Genomic DNA, 17,522 nt, shown 5'->3' on the forward strand with positions numbered 1-17,522 from the left:
CCCTATTAAATCTGAATTGCATCTACACTATTTCTGCATGCACGAATCACACTCAGTGCAGCCAAGGTTGAAGTCTTTGGATTACTTTCCAAAGGCACACCAATCATTTCTATACTCATTTGTCCAAAGCGACCTTCTGCCACAATGGTGTGTTTGTTTTGGCTAATATTAGGGTCAACAGTTAATTCAACGATGGTTTCATCCATGCCAATCCCCGCTAAAGCAATGGTTGCGGCAACATTAGCATTGGCAGGAAAATTCAAAGCGGCTTGACGCGCTGTTCCTGTATAAAAGACAGTTGCTTCTTTTACACTGTCCAAATCAATCAGCTTTTCTGCATAACTGCCACGCCAACTATTTGGACTTTTACAGCCTTTATAAGTGACTTTTTCCAAGCCACCTTCTTTGGCTGCAGCTATGCCATCAATCCCCGCAATAGCACCTGCAAGTAAATGTAAATGTGCTCCTGATTTTTCAGCTGTTTTTTGCAATTTTTCAAAAAACACAGGATCAGCTAATGTACCTACTGAAATCAGTCCAATCGTCCAACCGCGTTCAAGTACATTTACAGCATGTTCTTTCACCGCAGCTTGACCCGCCACTTCAACAACGTAATCAGGTTCGCCTATGCAATCATCGATATTTGAAATCACTTGAATATCTGCAGACACTTTTTGCTTCACTGCTTCAACACTACGTTCAGGTACGACTACCCATTTCAGTTCAAGATCTTTAGGCAAATGTGATCGCACTTCATTTGCCATTGCGCCAAAACCAATCATCATTAACTGCTTCATAAGATCACCTTATATATGCTTATTAAAGCCACCAGAAACATCGATGGTTGAACCTGTCGTGTAAGACGCCATCGGTGAAGCTAAAAATACCAATGCGCGTGCAGGCTCTTCGGGCTTCCCTAAACGTGCCATGGGAATACCGCGTTTTTTTGCAATATTGCCAATCCACTCTTCCCAGCTCTGACTCAAATCTGAACGGTCTGCGAAACGGCGTTTCCACTGTGCAGACTCCACCATGCCGAGCAAAATAGAATTCACTCGAATGTTGTATTGAGAAAACTCATGTGCCATAGAATGTGTTAAGTTCAACAATGCGGCACGCGCAGATGAGGTTGCGATCATGTGAGGTTCAGGCTGTAAAGCAAGCAGAGAATTTACATTGGTAATAGAACCGAAATTCGACTGTTTTAAAGCAGGTAAAAATGCTTTAATTGGATGTAATACACTGAAATACTTCAATTCAATTTCTTTCAACCAATCTTCATCTTGCGTATTTTCAAAGTTTGAAACACGTCCTTGACCTGCGTTATTAATTAAAATATCAACACCACCAAACTGCTTTTCAACTCGATCAGCAAAAGCCTGTACATCTGTTTTGTCTAAAACATTACAAGTTGCTGTGTAAATATTGGCATTTGGATAGCGTGATAAAATAAAATCTTTAGAATCACTCAGACGCTTTTCATCACGACCACACCAAGCGACGTTTGCACCTTCTGCTACCAACAGCTCAACCGTAGCCAGTCCAATACCAGACGAGCCACCGGTCACTACTGCATTTTTTCCATTCAATTGGAAGCTCATTTCCCTATCTCACATTCGTGCTTAAATTAGCGACAATAAAATTTGATTAAACTGCTTGGTTTGATCTAAATAACTTAAATGACCTGCATCTTGTATTTGATAGCGATGATCTAATGCGTAACTGTTCGCTAACATTTCAATATCTGTTGCTGGAGTAATCCCATCCGACATGCCAATGACTATGTGAGTATTGGGTTGCTGTTGGGTCAAATAACTTTGAATCGAATCGTAAGCCAATAAATACGATGCATCCGTGAAACCTTTCAAGCTTATGCCTTGCATCACGGTCTCAATCAGTTGCATCGCATCATGACTGGCATGTGCCACAAGATGAGGGCCTCTAGACTCCGCCATCCGTTTTGCACCTAATTCCTTTAACATCTTGGGTCTTTTCTCAAAGACTTCTTGTTGTTTCTGAGCTTCGAAACCTTGATAACCCTGTGCTACATTTGCCAGTACTAAATCACTCACATATTCAGGATAAAGACTTGCAAATGCAGCGGCTTGCAAAGCCCCAAGTGAATGCCCAACTAAAATGATGTCTTTAAGATTCAGTTGGTCTAATAGAGCCTTCAATCGTTCGGCATAATCAGTTGCATTGGGTTGGTCTGTGTTTAAAGGATCTGATAACCCATATCCTGGTGCATCCCATGCGATGACGTGGAAATACTGACTTAAATCTTGCAATTGTTTTACCCATGAACCAGAACCTGAGCTAATGCCATGTAGCAGTACAAGTGTCTTGCCATGTCCTGATTCTCGATAAGACTGTTGAACACCATTGAGTTGAATCGTTTTCAATTCAAATTGTTCTAATTGCTCGATATAAGTCATTCCAATCCCCTTTGCTTAACTTAACGTTTGATTTGAGAGAGAGGGTGTTCAGGCGGATAGTTAGGAATTGTTGGCTTACCTGTACCTAACATTACACACATCAATGCATCTTCAACGCCTGGGTTAAATAGACCTCGGTAAATCCCTGGTGGGATAGAAATCAAATCGCGCTCTTTTAAACGCGTTGAGAATCTTTCACCTTCATGCTCAATAAACAGATCAATTTCGCCACGAAGCATGAAGAACACTTCTTCAACATCATGATGAATATGCAGAGGACCTTCACATTGTGGTGGCAATACCATCGTTGAAAATGTGAAGTTTTCAGCAGGAACTGTATTGCTATCATCAGCAACACCTGTTGCTCCTGTACCCATATAACGCATCTGTGCACGGCGATATTTCGGATCGTAATCTGCTTGAAATTTCAATGCATCGAAATCATATTTACGTGTTTCAAAACGAGCAATACGTCCACCAATCCACTCTTCAAGCGATTTATTTTCTGGTTGTTTCCAAGATTCAAATTGTTGAGTTGACATGAAACTCTCTCCTATCTGGTTTCGGGCTGAATATTCAAGTTAATATTCCTTTCAGCCCGTTTATTAAATTTCTCTGCTCTGAACTCTTTATATTGAGTCGGTATCTTGAGTAAGTAGTTAGTAGCGTTTTAATAAAGGTGCGAGAAAGAATGATCCAACCACTGCCACCACCGCAAGGAAAGTAATTCCAAGGTTAAAACTACCTGTTTGCATCACGATCGCACCAATAATTACAGGTGCTGCTGCACTGGCGAAGTTACCCAAACCATTGAAAATCCCACCTGCTGTTGCACCAACATCTGCTGTGGTAATCCGTGCCAATAAAGCGAATACAGCTGCAACACCAAAGCCCCATGCCATCGCACTCAAGGACATTGCCAAAATCACCATCATTGGATTGGTCGCAATCACCATCAGGTACATAAAAATACCTGCGACGAAGAGTCCGCCACTGACTTGAATGGCACGTTTACCCATCTTGTCAGAGAACACTGCACCCACGATTTCACCAATCAACATTGCAATGAATGGGAAACTTGCATAAATACCGAACTCTTTTAAATTAAAGCCTTTGTCTTGGATTAAATATGAAGGTACCCAACTGTTCAGCCCCCACAAATACGTCATCAAAGCAATGTTAAACACACAGATCAGCCAAAATGCGCTATTGGTCAAAAGCTTCTTGGTATTTGAAACATGCTCTTTAAAATTGACACGCTTTGCTACGCCATCTAAATCTACAGTTCGTTTCAGATTTAAATTTTTCAGTCCAAAATAAACCAGTATCATCACAACAAGCGTTAAAGCGGCCATTACAAAGAAAGTTGAATGCCAATCGTAGTGAGCTAAAACATACGCGGTGATTGGAAAACCAAGGAATGCACCGATAGGCGTTCCAAGCAAAAACATAGTCGAAGCACGTGCTTGCTGACGATCGGTATAGGTCTGTTTTACAATGGTGTAAGCCAGTGCAAATAATGGGCCTTCAGCCAATCCCAATAAGATTCGTAATACAACAAGTGTTGTAAAATCAGAGGTAAAGCCCATTGCCAACATGAGTAAACCCCACGAGGCAACACTCCATAACAGCATTTTTTTAGGGCAAAAAATATCACCTAAAAAACTTAAAAACATGGAAGAAAAGCCGTATGCCAACAAAAAGCTGGTCATGAGCCATCCTAATTTTGCTTTGTCTTGACCAATGCCCATCACATCTAAAAATGTTGCATCAGAAAACAGAACCGCAATACTAATCTTGTCAAAAAATGCGAGCACCACACATATCATTAAAATGACTGCTGGTGTCCAATGCTTTATCCCGGTTTTTGTTTCACTTTCCATGGTACGTTCCTTCGAATATGTTTTTAAGTGAGATCTATAACTTGGCTACTTCAATTTCATAAGATTAAAATCTGGATCTTGTAGTTGCTGAGGATCAAGTATTTTGTCACTTGCCAACCATCTTTTTGCAAGCTTGACTAATTTCGCTTCATTCACTGCAATCATATTAATGAGCTGATTTTTATCATTTAGATAAAAAAAACTTTGTTGATTCGGATCAGTCCTTCGTAGGATTACCTGAGCGGTGTGCTCTGGCTGATACGTTCCTAAAATTTGTATATTGTGTTGATATTGATCTGACCATAACCAAGGAATATCTCGATATTCTGTCAATTCACCTAACATTGATTTTGCAGCAGAAATCGCTTGGTTTTGAGCATTTGCCCAAGATTGGATGCAGTAACCCAATGCAGGATGTATCGCGACATCGCCAGCTGCATAAATATCTGGATCTGAAGATTGACCATATGAATTAACAGCGATGCCGTCTTTGATTTCCAGCGCAGCATCAACAGCCAGCTCTTTTGCGATTTCAGCACCTGCACCGACCACGACACAATCGAATACATCCGGTTCAGCATCTGCATTACGTACTTCAACTTGATGATGATCTGTTTCATTCAACGTTAATTGGGTCGCATTCAGATGAATCTGAGTCCCTGCATTTTCATGCAGATTTTTAAGAAACTCTGAAACCTCAGGGCTGACACTTCTGGCACACAAACGTGTTCCATACTCAAAAATTTCAACATGCTTCCCGAGCTTATTTGCGGTTGCAGCAATCTCTAAGCCAATCCACCCACCACCAATAACAGCAACCTTCTTAGCTGTTTGAAGCTGTTCGGTTAAAGCCTTACAGTCCTGAATATCACGCATGGTATAAACATGTTTAAATGTTGCCCACTCGGTTACAGGAATACGCGCTCGACTACCTGTAGCAACGAGAAGCTTGTCATAAGCCAATACTTGACCACTTTTCAAGTGTACATTTTTTGCAGACTTATCAATCTGAATGGCTAAATCTGGTTTGTGCCAAATAATAGAAAATGCATCCATTTGTTCACTTGAAAATAAATTTAAACTCTCTTCAGTCGCCTCTTGAGCAAGAACTTGTTTTGATAACGGCGGACGTTCATAAAACACTTGATCTTCATTTGAGATGACGTGGATTTCACCCTCATATCCTTGATGGCGTAGGGTGTGAACCGCCCAACCAGCAGCTTGTCCCGCACCGATAATCACAATTTTATTCATGCTCACGATATCCTTATCTTGAAGAAACTAGACAGGCTTTACCTGACGACGAGTTTCATGATCTAAACCGCCTTCAATCGCCCATTCTGTAAATAACTCTAAACGATGCTCTTCTTCACGCGGTTTCCATTCTTCAGTTAAATAGTCATCATTGGTGTAGTACTCAAAAGCACCACCTAATGGCGAATTTACATACCAAAAATACGCAGATGAAATCGGATGACGTCCAGGGCCGATAAAGGTTGACCAATCCTGACGATTCATACTTAAACCACCACCAATGACTTCATGAATATCACGAACCACGAAAGCGACATGGTTTAAACCAGCTGGCTTATTGGGAATAGAGAGTAAAAACAAGTCATGATGGAAACCTTCACCGCGGCAACGCAGGAATGCACCTCTATTTGTATAAGCATCAGATAAATGGAAGCCTAATTTTTCAATATAAAATGCTTGAGTTGTTTTTAGATCAGGCGTGAAAAACACCACATGACCGATATCAACAGGTTCAGCTTTGTCATAAACTGGGCTTGCTGCATTTACTCTTTGTACATTGCCGAATTGGTTAATGCCTTCTGTTTTTGATTTTGAAACATCCGTGGTCATCGTCTTTTCAAATACGATAGTCATACCATTTGGATCAAGACACTGTACTTTAGTCGCTGAACTTTCAAATTTTGGCTCAGCTGAAAGTTTGGCTTTTAACAATTCAAGATCTTGATCATTCTCTACACCCCAAGTCACTTCACGTAGGGTTGAACCTTGCTCAATTGCAGTAGGTAAACGCTCATCTGCAATATCGTATAAATAGATTTTGCAACCATTCTGCGTTTGATAAAGCTCAGTTGCTTCAATATCCGAAGGACTGAAAGTAAGACCAAAATCATTTAGGAATTTTTTGGCTTGTTCTTTATCTTCAACACCAAACTTGAGTACTTCAATACCTGTAATCATGTGTTGCTCCTTAATTAAATACAAAGCCGCCATTCACAGGAATGTTCTGCCCAGTCACAAATGAAGACATATCTGAAAGTAGATAAATCGCTGTGCCGTTTAAATCCTGTGGATGTTGTTGACGTTGTATTGCTCTTCCGTTGACATACAAATCATGACGAGCTTGAGGTACATATTCTGTTGCTTCGACCAGTGTTAAACCTGGGCTAATCGTGTTGACACAAATATTATCTTCACCCAGTTCACGTGCCATTGAACGTGTCATGGAAATGATGGCACCTTTACTTGCGACATACGCCATTAACCGTTGCGCACCCCACATTGCTGTGTCTGATGCAATATTTACGATTTTCCCTGAACCCGATTTTTTAAGATGAGGGACGCAGGCTCGAGTAACCAACCATGTGCCTTTGACATTCACAGTCATGACTCGATCCCAAAGATCTTCGTCATATTCCATGAGAGAAACACCACCCACACCTGTTGCCAGCGCAGCACAATTAATCAAACCATCTAAACCTGAAAGACGCTCAACCGTAGTCTCTATCGCAGCCTGAATCGATGCTTTTTGGCTTAAATCAATAGTTACTGCTGAAACATTTAAGCCTTTCTCTGTAAGTGCTAAAGCCTCACTCTGAACAAGTTCAGTCAAAATATCAGCCATGACCACTGTTGCACCAGCTTCCGCAGCTGCTTGTGCAAAGTCACGCCCTAAACCTCTTGCCGCACCTGTCACCAGAATGCGTTTACCTTGTAAAATGGGTAAACTAGCCATTTGACACTTCCTTAATATCAATACGGTTTTCGTTTTGAGCGGTACGAAGTGCTGTTATTTTTTTGATTTGCTTTTCAGCTTCTTTTTTCATTAAACGGCGTAAGCGTGATAGGCCTACATCGTGCTGATAAAGGAATTCATGCTTACGTGCATTTGGCGCAAGATTTTCAAGAATAATTCGGTCTTGCTCTAAAACATCCCAATGCAACTGTTCTAAATGATTACGATACAAGAAACGCCACACATTTCGTTGCCAGCCCGACACTTTACGACAGCGCCAAAAGAATACACGGGTATTATTTTCATCAATGGGCGTAGCAAAACCAACAATCCAAAACTCACCACCTGGACCAAACTGCTTGCGATAGGGAATAGACAAACGTAACCAAGCTGAACCTGTTTGACCATATTCAACCCAGTCAAAATTCACTCCTGTTTGCCCTTCTTTCTCAAATACAAAACCATCTTTCGTTGGTCGATGTTTCATCTCTGCTGTTTTTTCACCATCTGCCATAGAGTGTGATGTGCAATGTAAATATGTTCCGTGCATTGGATCCATCACATTATCAATCGCATATTGATGGTTCACTTTCCAATCTGCCATGCAAAGGAAAGAACTCCACTCATCACTTGCCAATTGATCTGGAAGCATTAACTCAGCAGGTTTTTCAGATGCATCTATACCAAACCAAATAAAAATAGCACCATGCAACTCTTGAACTGGGTAAGTCTTTACACAATCACTGCCTTTGAGTGGACAATCATGAACCGCAGGAACATCTTCAACTACACCATCATGACGAACTTCAACACCGTGATACCAACATGCAATCCGATGCCCCAAGTTCCAACCCAGAGACAGTCTTGCCCCACGATGTGGACAACGATCTTCTAATGCATGTACCTGACCTTGGTCATCACGCCAAACCACGATATTTTCACCCAATCGTGTAATACCGACTGGGCTTGAAGCAACTTCCCAACTTGCCAATACTGGATGCCATTGATCACGTAGACCAAGATCTAGATACTGCTCAACATTAATTTCTGCTGTAACCATGATGATGTCCCTATATTTTTAGTAACCTAAGCGCTGCATTTCAGTTGTGAAGTGATCAATCGTCCATAGATCACCTGATTCATCTCTGAAACCTTGTTGATTAAGCGCATTCACCAAATTCTCTAATTCAGTTACACCATCGGTAAATGCTTGAAGTAAATGCTGAACAAAGTCACTCTCATATAAACTTGGTTCTTTGTAGCGGTTCTGCCATACCAAGTGTTCAACATCTCCTGGTACTTGAATATTGTTAATCCCTGCATCACTAGAAGGTACTGAATGAACCCATCTTGCTAGCTTTTCGTTATATAGTTTCATTGGACAAATTCCCTAATAATCCATTTTTAAAGTTGAATTTGGATCTCACCACTTTCAACTCGAACGGGATACGTGCATAGATCACGACAACCCGGTCCACTTGCTAAACGTCCAGTCGGAATATCAAAAATTGCTTCATGCAATGGACACTCAACGGTCGAATCTTCAATAAAACCTTCTGTTAATAGCGCAAAGGCATGTGGGCAAACGTTCTCAATTGCGAAGTATTTTTCTTCAATAATGAAAACACCAATTTTCTTATCATTAACCTCGATTGCTTTAGGTTCTTCCTCAGCAACCTCGTCTACTTTACATACTGAAATCCAATTCATTAGCTAAACTCCATGTTTTGTATGCAAAACATTATTTAATATTTAAAACTTAGTATCAGAATAGTATTTAATCAAAATAATTGTCAAATCTTATTTTCCGTTGCTTTTTATATGCTTATCTTTTTTTCACATATTGTTACGTTTTATATAGTAATTTTTGTTTTATATATAAACATTGTTTAGTTGCTTTTTAGTGGCTAAAATATAGTGCAGTACCGTCCATTTTTGGGCAGCTCATTTCCCTTAAAGGTTTTTACTTTAATGAATTCAATATTGAATGAAGATGTATCTGAAGAAGTGCAAGAAAAAAATGAAGAGCGCTATCTCGTACCCGGTCTGGTCAGAGGACTAGCGATATTAAATTTATTCGATCATTTAAACCAAGAAATGACGATTTCTGAAATCGCAGAAAAAATTGATGTAAATCGTTCAAGCGCATTTCGATTGATTTATACATTAGAGGCATCTGGATACTTAAAAAAGACCTCTCAAAAAACCTATGCACTCGATAGTAATGTCATGAAATTAGGTTTTAACAGTTTGTCTGAACTTTCAATCACAGAACTTGCAATGCCGATCCTGAAAGAGTTAAGAGACAGTGTCAAAATTGCAGTACATCTCTCTGTATTAGAAGAAACCAATCTTTTATTTATTAGCAATTTACAATCACAAGGTTTCTTTACCAGCAATGTTCGCATAGGTACTCGTTGGCCTGCACATGCAACGGTGATCGGTCAATTATTGTTATCTAGATTGTCGAATACTGAAGTCAAAAAGCGCTATACCAACTTTAAAGATTGGGAAGTATTTTCAGATAAAACCCCTAAAGATCTCAACAGTCTGCTTGAAAGATTAGACTATGTTCGTAGCCAATCATTCATGGTCAGTTGGGGGCATTACAATACTGACATGGCCGCTTGTGCAGCACCTATTTATAACCAAGCCAACAATGAATTGGTTGCTGTACTCTCAGTAAGTTGCCCAATCAGCACTTACTCAGAAACAGAGTTCACCACAACGATTTCTCAAAAAGTGGTACTGGCAGCAAATAAAATATCGCAGTTTATTTATAAATAATTAAATATATTTAGGCTTGAGCCAATCTATATTCTAAAGAATAGTGCGCTACAATTTAGTGCACTATTCAATTGATTTCGGTATTGCTGATTGGATTTGAAATTTTATGCATTGATGATTACTTTGGAAGAATTAATTTCTTTAAGTCCACATTTAAAGCTTTTCCCATTTAATTCAAGAACCATTATCGTAAATAACAATTCTTAAAATTTTAGAGCAATAGCTTTTGAATGTTTTTTAATAAAAATATCGAAAAATGAAGCCCTCAAATTTACATCTAAGGGCTTTTATAATTCCAAAACAGGATTGAGTGGCTATCGCTAAGAATTCGTTACTACTCCATTAAAAATTATATATCCACAATATCAATCAATTCAAAGTTCATCATTCGATTAAGCCCAAATGCTACCTGCCTCTATATTTTTCTGTCTATGCTTTGCTTGAATATAAAAACGTAAAAATAGTATAGCCAATACAACTGCCATGATATCAATCCACCATAACGATGAATGTGAAGACCATAAACCCATGTTAGGCAATAACAATGCAATAAAAGATGTTAGGGGTAATAAACACAATAGAATAGCTATTGAAATTAAGAGTTGGGGTAATGCTTTTCCTGCACCCTTGATAAAGCTATAGATCAAACAAGACAAAAAGACAGCATAATAACTATACATAAACCAATGATTCAAACTGATGAGTTCGGCATTGATCACATAAGCCCAGCGGCCAATCAGCATACTGGCTGTAATAGCTAAAATGCATCCTAAGCAAGCTCCGATCGTTAAACTCGCAATAAACCTGACATCTTTTCTCTGATTTGGAACAGGTAAATTAGGATTTTTTTGGCGTTTAATCCGTGACTCAATCCAAAGAATATTCCCTGAATAAAACAAAAATGCTCCCCCCATACCTAAGACCAAATATAACCATCGGGTTAAATCGCCCCCATAATTTCCAAAATGTAAACCAAACATCGATCGAATTACTTGATCCATTGCTGTTGCATGTGTATTTAAATTACTGGTATTTAAAGGCTTATCTAAATAGGGATTAAAAACTATGACATCAAAACGATCACCACGAAGCATTTGATCAGCACTATATAAATTAACTCGTGCAGATGCCTTCGATGGCTGATCAAGGTTAGTGAAGCCAATTGAACTAACCTGATATTCAGGTGCTTGTTGTTTAATTTTAAATAAAATTTTTTCTACATCGAAAGGTTCTAAAGGTTCAACCACTTTAACGGCAGGTGGTCGTTCAAAAAGTGGTTTATCGGGAGAAATTAATTTCCCAATCGCATCATAAAATACATCATGAAATGCAAAGGCAATGACAGTCACACTGATCATAATATGAAAAGGTAAACTGGTTATACCTACAACATTATGCGCATCCAACCAAAATCTTTTTTTATTTTTGCCCTGACGAACTGCAAAATAGTCCTTCACTAGAGTCGGTAATAAAACAATTAATCCTGTCATTAAGGCGAGAAAATACAGAACACAAACAACACCCATCACATACATTCCAAATGTATGATGACCTATGGTTCCCGGAATACCTGCCGTTTCATGTAATTGTTCAATCATCCAACCGAGTTTGGATAGATTTTCTTGTTCTAATTGTAATGATCCATCTGGCTTGAACGTTGCCAACATACTGTGCTGTTCTGTATCAAACCCATGTTCATCATGTCCTTTTTCCTCTATCGCTTGCCACTGCATCGGAGCATAGTGAAACTCTTTAGAATCAAAGTTTAGCTGAAAACCTTTTAACGTCTCGGGATATTCTTTTTGGACTTGTTCGACCAACGGGTTGTATTGGGATATAGAAATAGAGCTTAATTGTTGTTGTGGCGGTGTGCCCCAGCGACTTAAATCATGTTGAAACATACTGAGCCCACCTGCAAAAAAGCAGATGAACAATACTATTCCACATATAATTCCAACCCAAGTATGAAGTTCTTTCGCATGTCGAATAATATCAGTACGAACTTTCAATTTAAAAACCTCTTAACCCATACAAAACGGCATAAGCCAAAACATTAAGGGCGGAATATATAGCGATAGCCTGCCACCCTTTGGGAATAAAAAATGCGATAAAACATAAAGGTAACCAAATCCATGGTATCGACCACATACCAAACTGCGGTGCTAAACCAGGACTCAGTGTCTTAAATGCGAAAATGGTAATGATCGATGCACACAGCAATGACAAAATGAAACCTAGTACAAAACCCGCAAATGATTTTGTCCACCAATCTGCTTGTATTTTTTGATGAATGAATGACTTCATGAGCTATATTTTTTGAAGATGAGTGGAATAAAAGGTAAAAATGACCACATCACCAAAATGGTCAATAACCACATAAAAATAGCAACAAGTTTGGGTGTACAGATTAAAAATAGAATCAATGCCAGTCCAATACTCAACAATGCAAACCAACGCAATGAATCAGGAAGTTTCTTATCTAAAAGGTCTTGGTTTGTATGTGAGCAATACATCAATACACATCCAAGCAAAACACAAAAAAATGCGATAAATTTCAATATTTTTCACCTTATAAACTTAATTTAATCAATCATTTGTTTTCATAAACTTGAAAGAGTGAATCAATTTACAAATAAATAAGCGGTCTTTTAATTATGGAGAGTTCAAAACTGTATAAACGTGAATTGAGGGGGAACTATAAAAACCATCCTATTTATTGCGGATCTCATCCAAGTTATGAATGAGCGCTCGCAATAAATAGTAAAGGGCTTAATCCTTTAATAAGACGAAAATTTTAGAAATCAAATGTTAGGCCAAGTTTGTAAGTACGCCCTGCACCGATTGTTGTAAAGCCATTACCAAAAACGCCAGCCCAATATTTTTCATCAGTCACATTATCAATATTTGCGCGGAAGGTTGTATCTACACCACCGATATTGGTTTTGTATTTCGCACCAATATCCAATAATGTGTAGTCAGGTAATTCAAGCTTGTTATCTTGGGTTAAGTATTGTTCATCTACATATGTGGCACGGGCATTAACACTAAAACCATCCACAGGAAATTTGTATTCAACACCCAAGCCCGCTGTAAACTCAGGCTGACCAATCACGGTATTACCTTCGATAGCAGTTGAAGTTTTAGTATATTCAGCATCAATATAAGCTAAATTACCCCAGATAATCACATCATCAATCACGTTACCAGAGAATCCATACTCAATACCTTTCGATGTTGTTTCACCACTATCGGTTGTTATTGTTAAATAGTCAGGATCATCAATGATTGCCTGTTCAATTAGGCTAGGCTTCTCGATTTGATATGCTGAGATCGTATGTAACCAAGATCCATGTTGGTATTTAGCACCAATCTCATATTGCTTAGTTTGGAACGGTGCAAAAGTTTTCCCATCATTTACATCCTTATCCTTATCTAAAGTACTACCTGCTGTTAGTCCTTCGACATAACTAGCATACAGTGACAAATCTTCACCCCATGGTTTAACGACAATACCTAGGCTTGGTGAAACTTTATCTTCATTATAATTCATCTTAGTCGTTGGATTTGTTAGATCCATATCTTGATAACGCACACCTAAAATAAACTGTAATTTCTCATCTAATAATGAAATTTGATCAGTTAAAGAGTAGCTTATATAGTCGTTATCTGAAAAAGGTGCAGTGCGAGGAGGGCCTGGCATTGCTTGATTCGCATTTGGGTTATAAATATTGGTTGTAAAATTCGGACTCTGGTTACCACGCCCCGTATGTCTTTCCTCTTCCTGATTTAAATAGTCAGCACGGATACCCACCACATGATCAATATTGCCTGTGCTAAATGCACCTTCAAGGCCTAAATTAGCGGTCTTATTCTGTTGTTTTTGCTGAACATGATAATATTGAGATGTTGCATTGCCTTGTTTATCATTTACGACTACACGCGTCCCAAACAGATGACCTTGATACTTCTGTTCGGCAACACCAATACCTGCAATCACTTTTAAATTATCAAGTAATTTATATTCACCTGAAATTCCGACATGTTGCGCTGACTGTCTGCCATGTAGATTTGGGAATAAATTTGTTCTGCCATCAGGTGCATCAAGTACACTTGTTTTTTCACTAAATTGAACCATTGCTGGTGATCCACCATCACGTTTGTCACTTGTGGTGTAAGCATCTAAATTAATTTTAGCCTTATCAGTCGTCCAATCTAGTCCAATAACTGCTGAAACACTTTCGTCTTCTAAGCCATCAACAACATGTTCACCTTGACCATAGTTGGCGCTTACACGCGCACCAAACTCTTGGTTTTCACCAAAACGGCGTGCAACATCAAAACCAGATTTATAAAAACCTTCATCTTCAAAGTTTGCTGTAACTCGGGTCAGCTCTTTGTCCGCACGTTTAGTATTGGCAATAATTACTCCACCAACGCCACCAGCAGGTGGCATCCCTGCAACAAGAGCATTAGGACCTTTGAGTACAGTGACTGAACCTAAAATATCTGTAGTTACACGACCCGAAGGCGCCATACCATATAAACCATTGAGGTTATAATCTTCCCAGCCTACACTAAAACCACGAATACTAAAGTTCTCATTTAAATGACCGCTGTTTGTTGTTGTACGAATACTTGGATCTGTTTTTAGTACATCTGCCATGGTATGTGCATGTGAGTCCTGAATCGCTTGATCACTGTAATTACGAATCGTAAAAGGCGTATCTAAAACATCTTTTTCACCTAAAATATTCAAGGTCGCTTTCTTTTTTAATTTTCCTGTGACATCAGTTTCTTGAGAATCTGCTTTAACAACAATCGTTGCCAATTGAGTCGGCTCTTCAGCTACAGCAAAAAAAGGAATGGTGACTAAAGACAAAAATAATAGATTTCTTTTCAAAGTGATGCCCCACTGGATCATGATATTAATTTTGGAAATATCATACACCCAATTAATGATAATAATTATCATTTGAAACATCATTATCATTTAAATTATCTTTTATACTTTTGCAAATTACAGTTAAATTCGATTAAAGAACATACTAAATGGATTGAAATTTTATGAACGAGAGCTATTTTTATGATTTTCAATACTGTTTACAGTCAAGCAACCCCAATGTTGAATACAAAAATTGTTCGTTATAAAAAAACCCAGCGAGATAACTCAAGCTGGGTATTATGGGAGGTTTGAACATTTAATCTAAATAGAAAGTTTTCAATGGTGGGTAACCATTAAATTCCACTGATGCATAAGATGTCGTATAAGCACCTGTACTCAACCAATACAATCGATCTCCCATTGCTAAGTCTTGAGGAAGTGGATAAGCAATTTTTTCATACATAATGTCAGTCGAATCGCAGGTTGGTCCTGCTAAAACCACGTTAGATTTCGGCGAATTATTATGCATTTTAGGGGTATAAATCGGATACTTAATCATTTCACCTAGCGTTTCAATAAGACCGTTAAATACACCTACATCGGTATAGATCCAACGTTTTTCATCTTGTTCAGATTTATTTGAAATCAATACAATTTCAGAAACAATCACGCCTGCATCGCCAACCAAAGAACGTCCAGGCTCTAAAAACAGCGTTACTTTTTGTTGGAATAAATCATCCATATAGCATTGAATACGCTTCGCATAGTCTTGAATGCTATCAATATCTGCTAAATATTGTGCAGGGAACCCACCACCTGCATTGATCAGTTCCAGTTGAATGCCATGTTCTTTTTCGAGGGTCTCAAATACAACTTTTGCCGTTTTTAACGCAGTACGCCAAACCGTGACATCATTTTGTTGACTCCCCACATGGAAAGATACCCCATAAGGTTGTAAACCCATTTGCTGAGCTTTCACCATCAAATCAATTGCCATTTGGGTATCACAGCCAAATTTACGTGATAAAGGCCAATCCGATGTGCTCCCCGACTCAACCAGTACTCGTACAAAAACCTTAGAGTTCGGTGCATATTGTGCTATTTGTTCTAGGTCGGCTTGTGCATCTGTCACGAACAATCGAATGCCTTTGTCATAGGCATATTTCACATCGGATGCTTTTTTAATGGTATTCCCAAAAGAAATGCGCTCGGGTGAAATACCGCAATCAATCACCCGATCAAGCTCATACACTGAGGCAATATCAAAACATGAACCCAACCGATCTAAGCGTTGTAAAATTTCGATACTTGGATTGGCTTTGACCGCATAAAAGATATTGGCCTGAGGAAAACTGTGTTGAAGCTCTTGATAGTTAAACTCAACCCGATCTAAATCGAGCAATAAAAATGGGCTCGGCTTATTGGCAGCAAAATTCTGAATTTTTTGCCATTGTTTCGGAGAATAATAATTTTCTAACTGCATGGAAGATCCACTCGCGTTACAAACAGCTGTAAACGAAATGGCCTTGGCGAAGTGACGTGGCTGGGGCCGTTCTCAATCATGATTGATCTTAGAGATCAAGCATTGGGTTTATTGATGGAAAATTTGGATATTTATTTGGCCAGTCCAGAGAATACAGGGTTCGGTTTCAAGCGATGTTGCCAGTCTTGCAAAGTGGGTTCCTCAACCAAGTCTTGGAACTCAACACTCACCCCCTGCTCACGCCACAGTCCAACCAGTGTCATCAAGCTCATTGAATCCAGACCCAACATAAACAAGTTGTCATCGTTTCGGATTTCAGTCGCCTCAATGCCCAATTGTGTTGCTACAGTCTGACGTATTCCCTCTAAACTGAATTGAACCGAACTCATGCTAGTGCCTCCACTTTTTGCTCAGTGTTTGCCTGTACGTTCAACTCAGTGAGCGCTGTCGCAGTATCGACAACTTTGGCACAGCGGCCCGTTGCATATTTTAATGCCATTGCATGCTCTTCAAGACTAAAATCAGCCAAAGCATCTCCCACTAAAAAGGCTTGCATATCCAGCATAAAAGCTTCCGCTGCTGTGAGTAGGCAACCAATATGCGCGTACACGCCGCAAATCACCAGTTGATCGCGTCCTGCATCTTTAATCCGTTGTTCAAAGTCACTTTTCTTAAAGGCGCTATAACGCCATTTCATTAAAACCATGTCTTTTTCCGTTGGCTTTAGGCTTGGAATGATTTGCACAATTTCAGGATCAGCCGCTAAACCTTTGCCCCAAAAATCTGTGAGTAACTGACGATGCTCTGTACTTTGATCACCCGGTTGTGCTGTGTAATAAACAGGAATACCTTGCGCATGACATGCATCAATCAGTTGACGGCAATGCTTTAAAAGCTCAGGAATCGGGGCTTGAGTTTGATCATAAAAATCTAAAAAATATTGCTGTAAATCATGCACCAAAAGGACAGCTCGATTTGAATCAATCGTCCAATTCACTTTGTTTGTTGGAAAATCTCGCACTTGTGGCATGGGATAACTTGCAATACGTGGAATAGCCATTTTTCT

19 protein-coding genes are annotated in these 17,522 nt (G+C 39.1%); 1 reads left to right on the forward strand and 18 read right to left on the reverse strand.

Annotated elements, in window-relative coordinates; translation table 11 throughout:
* Window positions 1-5: 5 nt before the first annotated feature.
* The 11 genes from AC5YDM_RS13030 to AC5YDM_RS13080 all read right to left on the reverse strand — a co-directional run bounded on the left by AC5YDM_RS13030 (window position 6) and on the right by AC5YDM_RS13080 (window position 9,014).
* The gene (locus AC5YDM_RS13030) at window positions 6-797 is read right to left on the reverse strand and encodes an aspartate dehydrogenase (RefSeq protein ID WP_496152514.1); all 792 of its coding nucleotides are present in this window, start codon (window positions 795-797) and stop codon (window positions 6-8) included.
* A 9-nt stretch (window positions 798-806) separates the two neighbouring features.
* Complete coding sequence (locus AC5YDM_RS13035; protein ID WP_496152515.1) at window positions 807-1,601, reverse strand: SDR family oxidoreductase; 795 nt, start codon at window positions 1,599-1,601, stop codon at window positions 807-809.
* Between the two features lie 21 nt (window positions 1,602-1,622).
* Window positions 1,623-2,435 carry an alpha/beta fold hydrolase gene (locus AC5YDM_RS13040; RefSeq protein ID WP_496152516.1) on the reverse strand — a complete coding sequence of 271 codons (813 nt, stop codon included), beginning with the start codon at window positions 2,433-2,435 and terminating at the stop codon, window positions 1,623-1,625.
* 20 nt (window positions 2,436-2,455) lie between these two features.
* On the reverse strand, window positions 2,456-2,977 hold the full coding sequence (locus tag AC5YDM_RS13045) for a cupin domain-containing protein (protein WP_496152517.1): 522 nt from the start codon (window positions 2,975-2,977) through the stop codon (window positions 2,456-2,458).
* 117 nt (window positions 2,978-3,094) lie between these two features.
* Window positions 3,095-4,318: an MFS transporter gene (locus tag AC5YDM_RS13050; protein ID WP_496152518.1), complete on the reverse strand. Its 1,224-nt coding sequence runs from the start codon at window positions 4,316-4,318 to the stop codon at window positions 3,095-3,097.
* 45 nt (window positions 4,319-4,363) lie between these two features.
* Window positions 4,364-5,572 carry an NAD(P)/FAD-dependent oxidoreductase gene (locus tag AC5YDM_RS13055; RefSeq protein ID WP_496152519.1) on the reverse strand — a complete coding sequence of 403 codons (1,209 nt, stop codon included), beginning with the start codon at window positions 5,570-5,572 and terminating at the stop codon, window positions 4,364-4,366.
* A 27-nt stretch (window positions 5,573-5,599) separates the two neighbouring features.
* Window positions 5,600-6,529, reverse strand: coding sequence for a VOC family protein (locus AC5YDM_RS13060; protein WP_496152520.1), 930 nt, complete (start codon window positions 6,527-6,529; stop codon window positions 5,600-5,602).
* 10 nt (window positions 6,530-6,539) lie between these two features.
* Window positions 6,540-7,304 (reverse strand): SDR family oxidoreductase, encoded by a 765-nt coding sequence (locus tag AC5YDM_RS13065; protein WP_496152521.1) that lies wholly within the window; start codon window positions 7,302-7,304, stop codon window positions 6,540-6,542.
* On the reverse strand, window positions 7,297-8,364 hold the full coding sequence (locus AC5YDM_RS13070; protein ID WP_496152522.1) for a Rieske 2Fe-2S domain-containing protein: 1,068 nt from the start codon (window positions 8,362-8,364) through the stop codon (window positions 7,297-7,299). Before AC5YDM_RS13070 ends, AC5YDM_RS13065 begins: the two co-directional genes overlap by 8 nt.
* Window positions 8,365-8,382: 18 nt before the next feature.
* A complete protein-coding gene (locus tag AC5YDM_RS13075) occupies window positions 8,383-8,682 on the reverse strand; it encodes a recombinase-like helix-turn-helix domain-containing protein (RefSeq protein WP_496152523.1) in 300 nt (99 codons plus the stop codon).
* Window positions 8,683-8,708: 26 nt separating this feature from the next.
* Entirely contained in the window at window positions 8,709-9,014 is a 306-nt protein-coding gene (locus AC5YDM_RS13080; RefSeq protein ID WP_496152524.1) for a non-heme iron oxygenase ferredoxin subunit, read from the reverse strand.
* A 261-nt stretch (window positions 9,015-9,275) separates the two neighbouring features.
* Between AC5YDM_RS13080 and AC5YDM_RS13085 the strand changes: the two genes are divergently transcribed.
* A complete protein-coding gene (locus AC5YDM_RS13085; RefSeq protein WP_496152525.1) occupies window positions 9,276-10,091 on the forward strand; it encodes an IclR family transcriptional regulator in 816 nt (271 codons plus the stop codon).
* Between the two features lie 392 nt (window positions 10,092-10,483).
* Here AC5YDM_RS13085 and AC5YDM_RS13090 read toward each other — a convergent pair whose 3' ends face one another.
* The 7 genes from AC5YDM_RS13090 to AC5YDM_RS13120 form a co-directional block, all read right to left on the reverse strand.
* The gene (locus tag AC5YDM_RS13090) at window positions 10,484-12,100 is read right to left on the reverse strand and encodes a PepSY-associated TM helix domain-containing protein (protein WP_496152526.1); all 1,617 of its coding nucleotides are present in this window, start codon (window positions 12,098-12,100) and stop codon (window positions 10,484-10,486) included.
* Between the two features lies 1 nt (window position 12,101).
* Window positions 12,102-12,395 carry a hypothetical protein gene (locus AC5YDM_RS13095; RefSeq protein WP_496152527.1) on the reverse strand — a complete coding sequence of 98 codons (294 nt, stop codon included), beginning with the start codon at window positions 12,393-12,395 and terminating at the stop codon, window positions 12,102-12,104.
* Window positions 12,392-12,649 carry a hypothetical protein gene (locus AC5YDM_RS13100; protein WP_496152528.1) on the reverse strand — a complete coding sequence of 86 codons (258 nt, stop codon included), beginning with the start codon at window positions 12,647-12,649 and terminating at the stop codon, window positions 12,392-12,394. The genes AC5YDM_RS13095 and AC5YDM_RS13100 overlap by 4 nt, the downstream gene beginning before the upstream one ends.
* A gap of 236 nt (window positions 12,650-12,885) precedes the next feature.
* Window positions 12,886-14,991, reverse strand: coding sequence for a TonB-dependent receptor (locus AC5YDM_RS13105; RefSeq protein ID WP_496152529.1), 2,106 nt, complete (start codon window positions 14,989-14,991; stop codon window positions 12,886-12,888).
* 298 nt (window positions 14,992-15,289) lie between these two features.
* Entirely contained in the window at window positions 15,290-16,456 is a 1,167-nt protein-coding gene (locus AC5YDM_RS13110) for a type III PLP-dependent enzyme (RefSeq protein ID WP_496152530.1), read from the reverse strand.
* 131 nt (window positions 16,457-16,587) lie between these two features.
* On the reverse strand, window positions 16,588-16,845 hold the full coding sequence (locus AC5YDM_RS13115) for a phosphopantetheine-binding protein (RefSeq protein ID WP_496152531.1): 258 nt from the start codon (window positions 16,843-16,845) through the stop codon (window positions 16,588-16,590).
* Window positions 16,842-17,516 (reverse strand): isochorismatase family protein, encoded by a 675-nt coding sequence (locus AC5YDM_RS13120; RefSeq protein WP_496152532.1) that lies wholly within the window; start codon window positions 17,514-17,516, stop codon window positions 16,842-16,844. The genes AC5YDM_RS13115 and AC5YDM_RS13120 overlap by 4 nt, the downstream gene beginning before the upstream one ends.
* Window positions 17,517-17,522 lie beyond the last annotated feature (6 nt).

Source organism: Acinetobacter sp. CY81 (genome assembly GCF_059515925.1).

What these genes read in the sequence shown, in the direction of transcription:
- AC5YDM_RS13030 (WP_496152514.1), bottom strand. Translation starts at nt 797, where the DNA reads ATGAAGCAGTTAATGATGATTGGTTTTGGCGCAATGGCAAATGAAGTG.
- AC5YDM_RS13035 (WP_496152515.1), bottom strand. Translation starts at nt 1,601, where the DNA reads ATGAGCTTCCAATTGAATGGAAAAAATGCAGTAGTGACCGGTGGCTCG.
- AC5YDM_RS13040 (WP_496152516.1), bottom strand. Translation starts at nt 2,435, where the DNA reads ATGACTTATATCGAGCAATTAGAACAATTTGAATTGAAAACGATTCAA.
- AC5YDM_RS13045 (WP_496152517.1), bottom strand. Translation starts at nt 2,977, where the DNA reads ATGTCAACTCAACAATTTGAATCTTGGAAACAACCAGAAAATAAATCG.
- AC5YDM_RS13050 (WP_496152518.1), bottom strand. Translation starts at nt 4,318, where the DNA reads ATGGAAAGTGAAACAAAAACCGGGATAAAGCATTGGACACCAGCAGTC.
- AC5YDM_RS13055 (WP_496152519.1), bottom strand. Translation starts at nt 5,572, where the DNA reads ATGAATAAAATTGTGATTATCGGTGCGGGACAAGCTGCTGGTTGGGCG.
- AC5YDM_RS13060 (WP_496152520.1), bottom strand. Translation starts at nt 6,529, where the DNA reads ATGATTACAGGTATTGAAGTACTCAAGTTTGGTGTTGAAGATAAAGAA.
- AC5YDM_RS13065 (WP_496152521.1), bottom strand. Translation starts at nt 7,304, where the DNA reads ATGGCTAGTTTACCCATTTTACAAGGTAAACGCATTCTGGTGACAGGT.
- AC5YDM_RS13070 (WP_496152522.1), bottom strand. Translation starts at nt 8,364, where the DNA reads ATGGTTACAGCAGAAATTAATGTTGAGCAGTATCTAGATCTTGGTCTA.
- AC5YDM_RS13075 (WP_496152523.1), bottom strand. Translation starts at nt 8,682, where the DNA reads ATGAAACTATATAACGAAAAGCTAGCAAGATGGGTTCATTCAGTACCT.
- AC5YDM_RS13080 (WP_496152524.1), bottom strand. Translation starts at nt 9,014, where the DNA reads ATGAATTGGATTTCAGTATGTAAAGTAGACGAGGTTGCTGAGGAAGAA.
- AC5YDM_RS13085 (WP_496152525.1), top strand. Translation starts at nt 9,276, where the DNA reads ATGAATTCAATATTGAATGAAGATGTATCTGAAGAAGTGCAAGAAAAA.
- AC5YDM_RS13095 (WP_496152527.1), bottom strand. Translation starts at nt 12,395, where the DNA reads ATGAAGTCATTCATTCATCAAAAAATACAAGCAGATTGGTGGACAAAA.
- AC5YDM_RS13110 (WP_496152530.1), bottom strand. Translation starts at nt 16,456, where the DNA reads ATGCAGTTAGAAAATTATTATTCTCCGAAACAATGGCAAAAAATTCAG.
- AC5YDM_RS13115 (WP_496152531.1), bottom strand. Translation starts at nt 16,845, where the DNA reads ATGAGTTCGGTTCAATTCAGTTTAGAGGGAATACGTCAGACTGTAGCA.
- AC5YDM_RS13120 (WP_496152532.1), bottom strand. Translation starts at nt 17,516, where the DNA reads ATGGCTATTCCACGTATTGCAAGTTATCCCATGCCACAAGTGCGAGAT.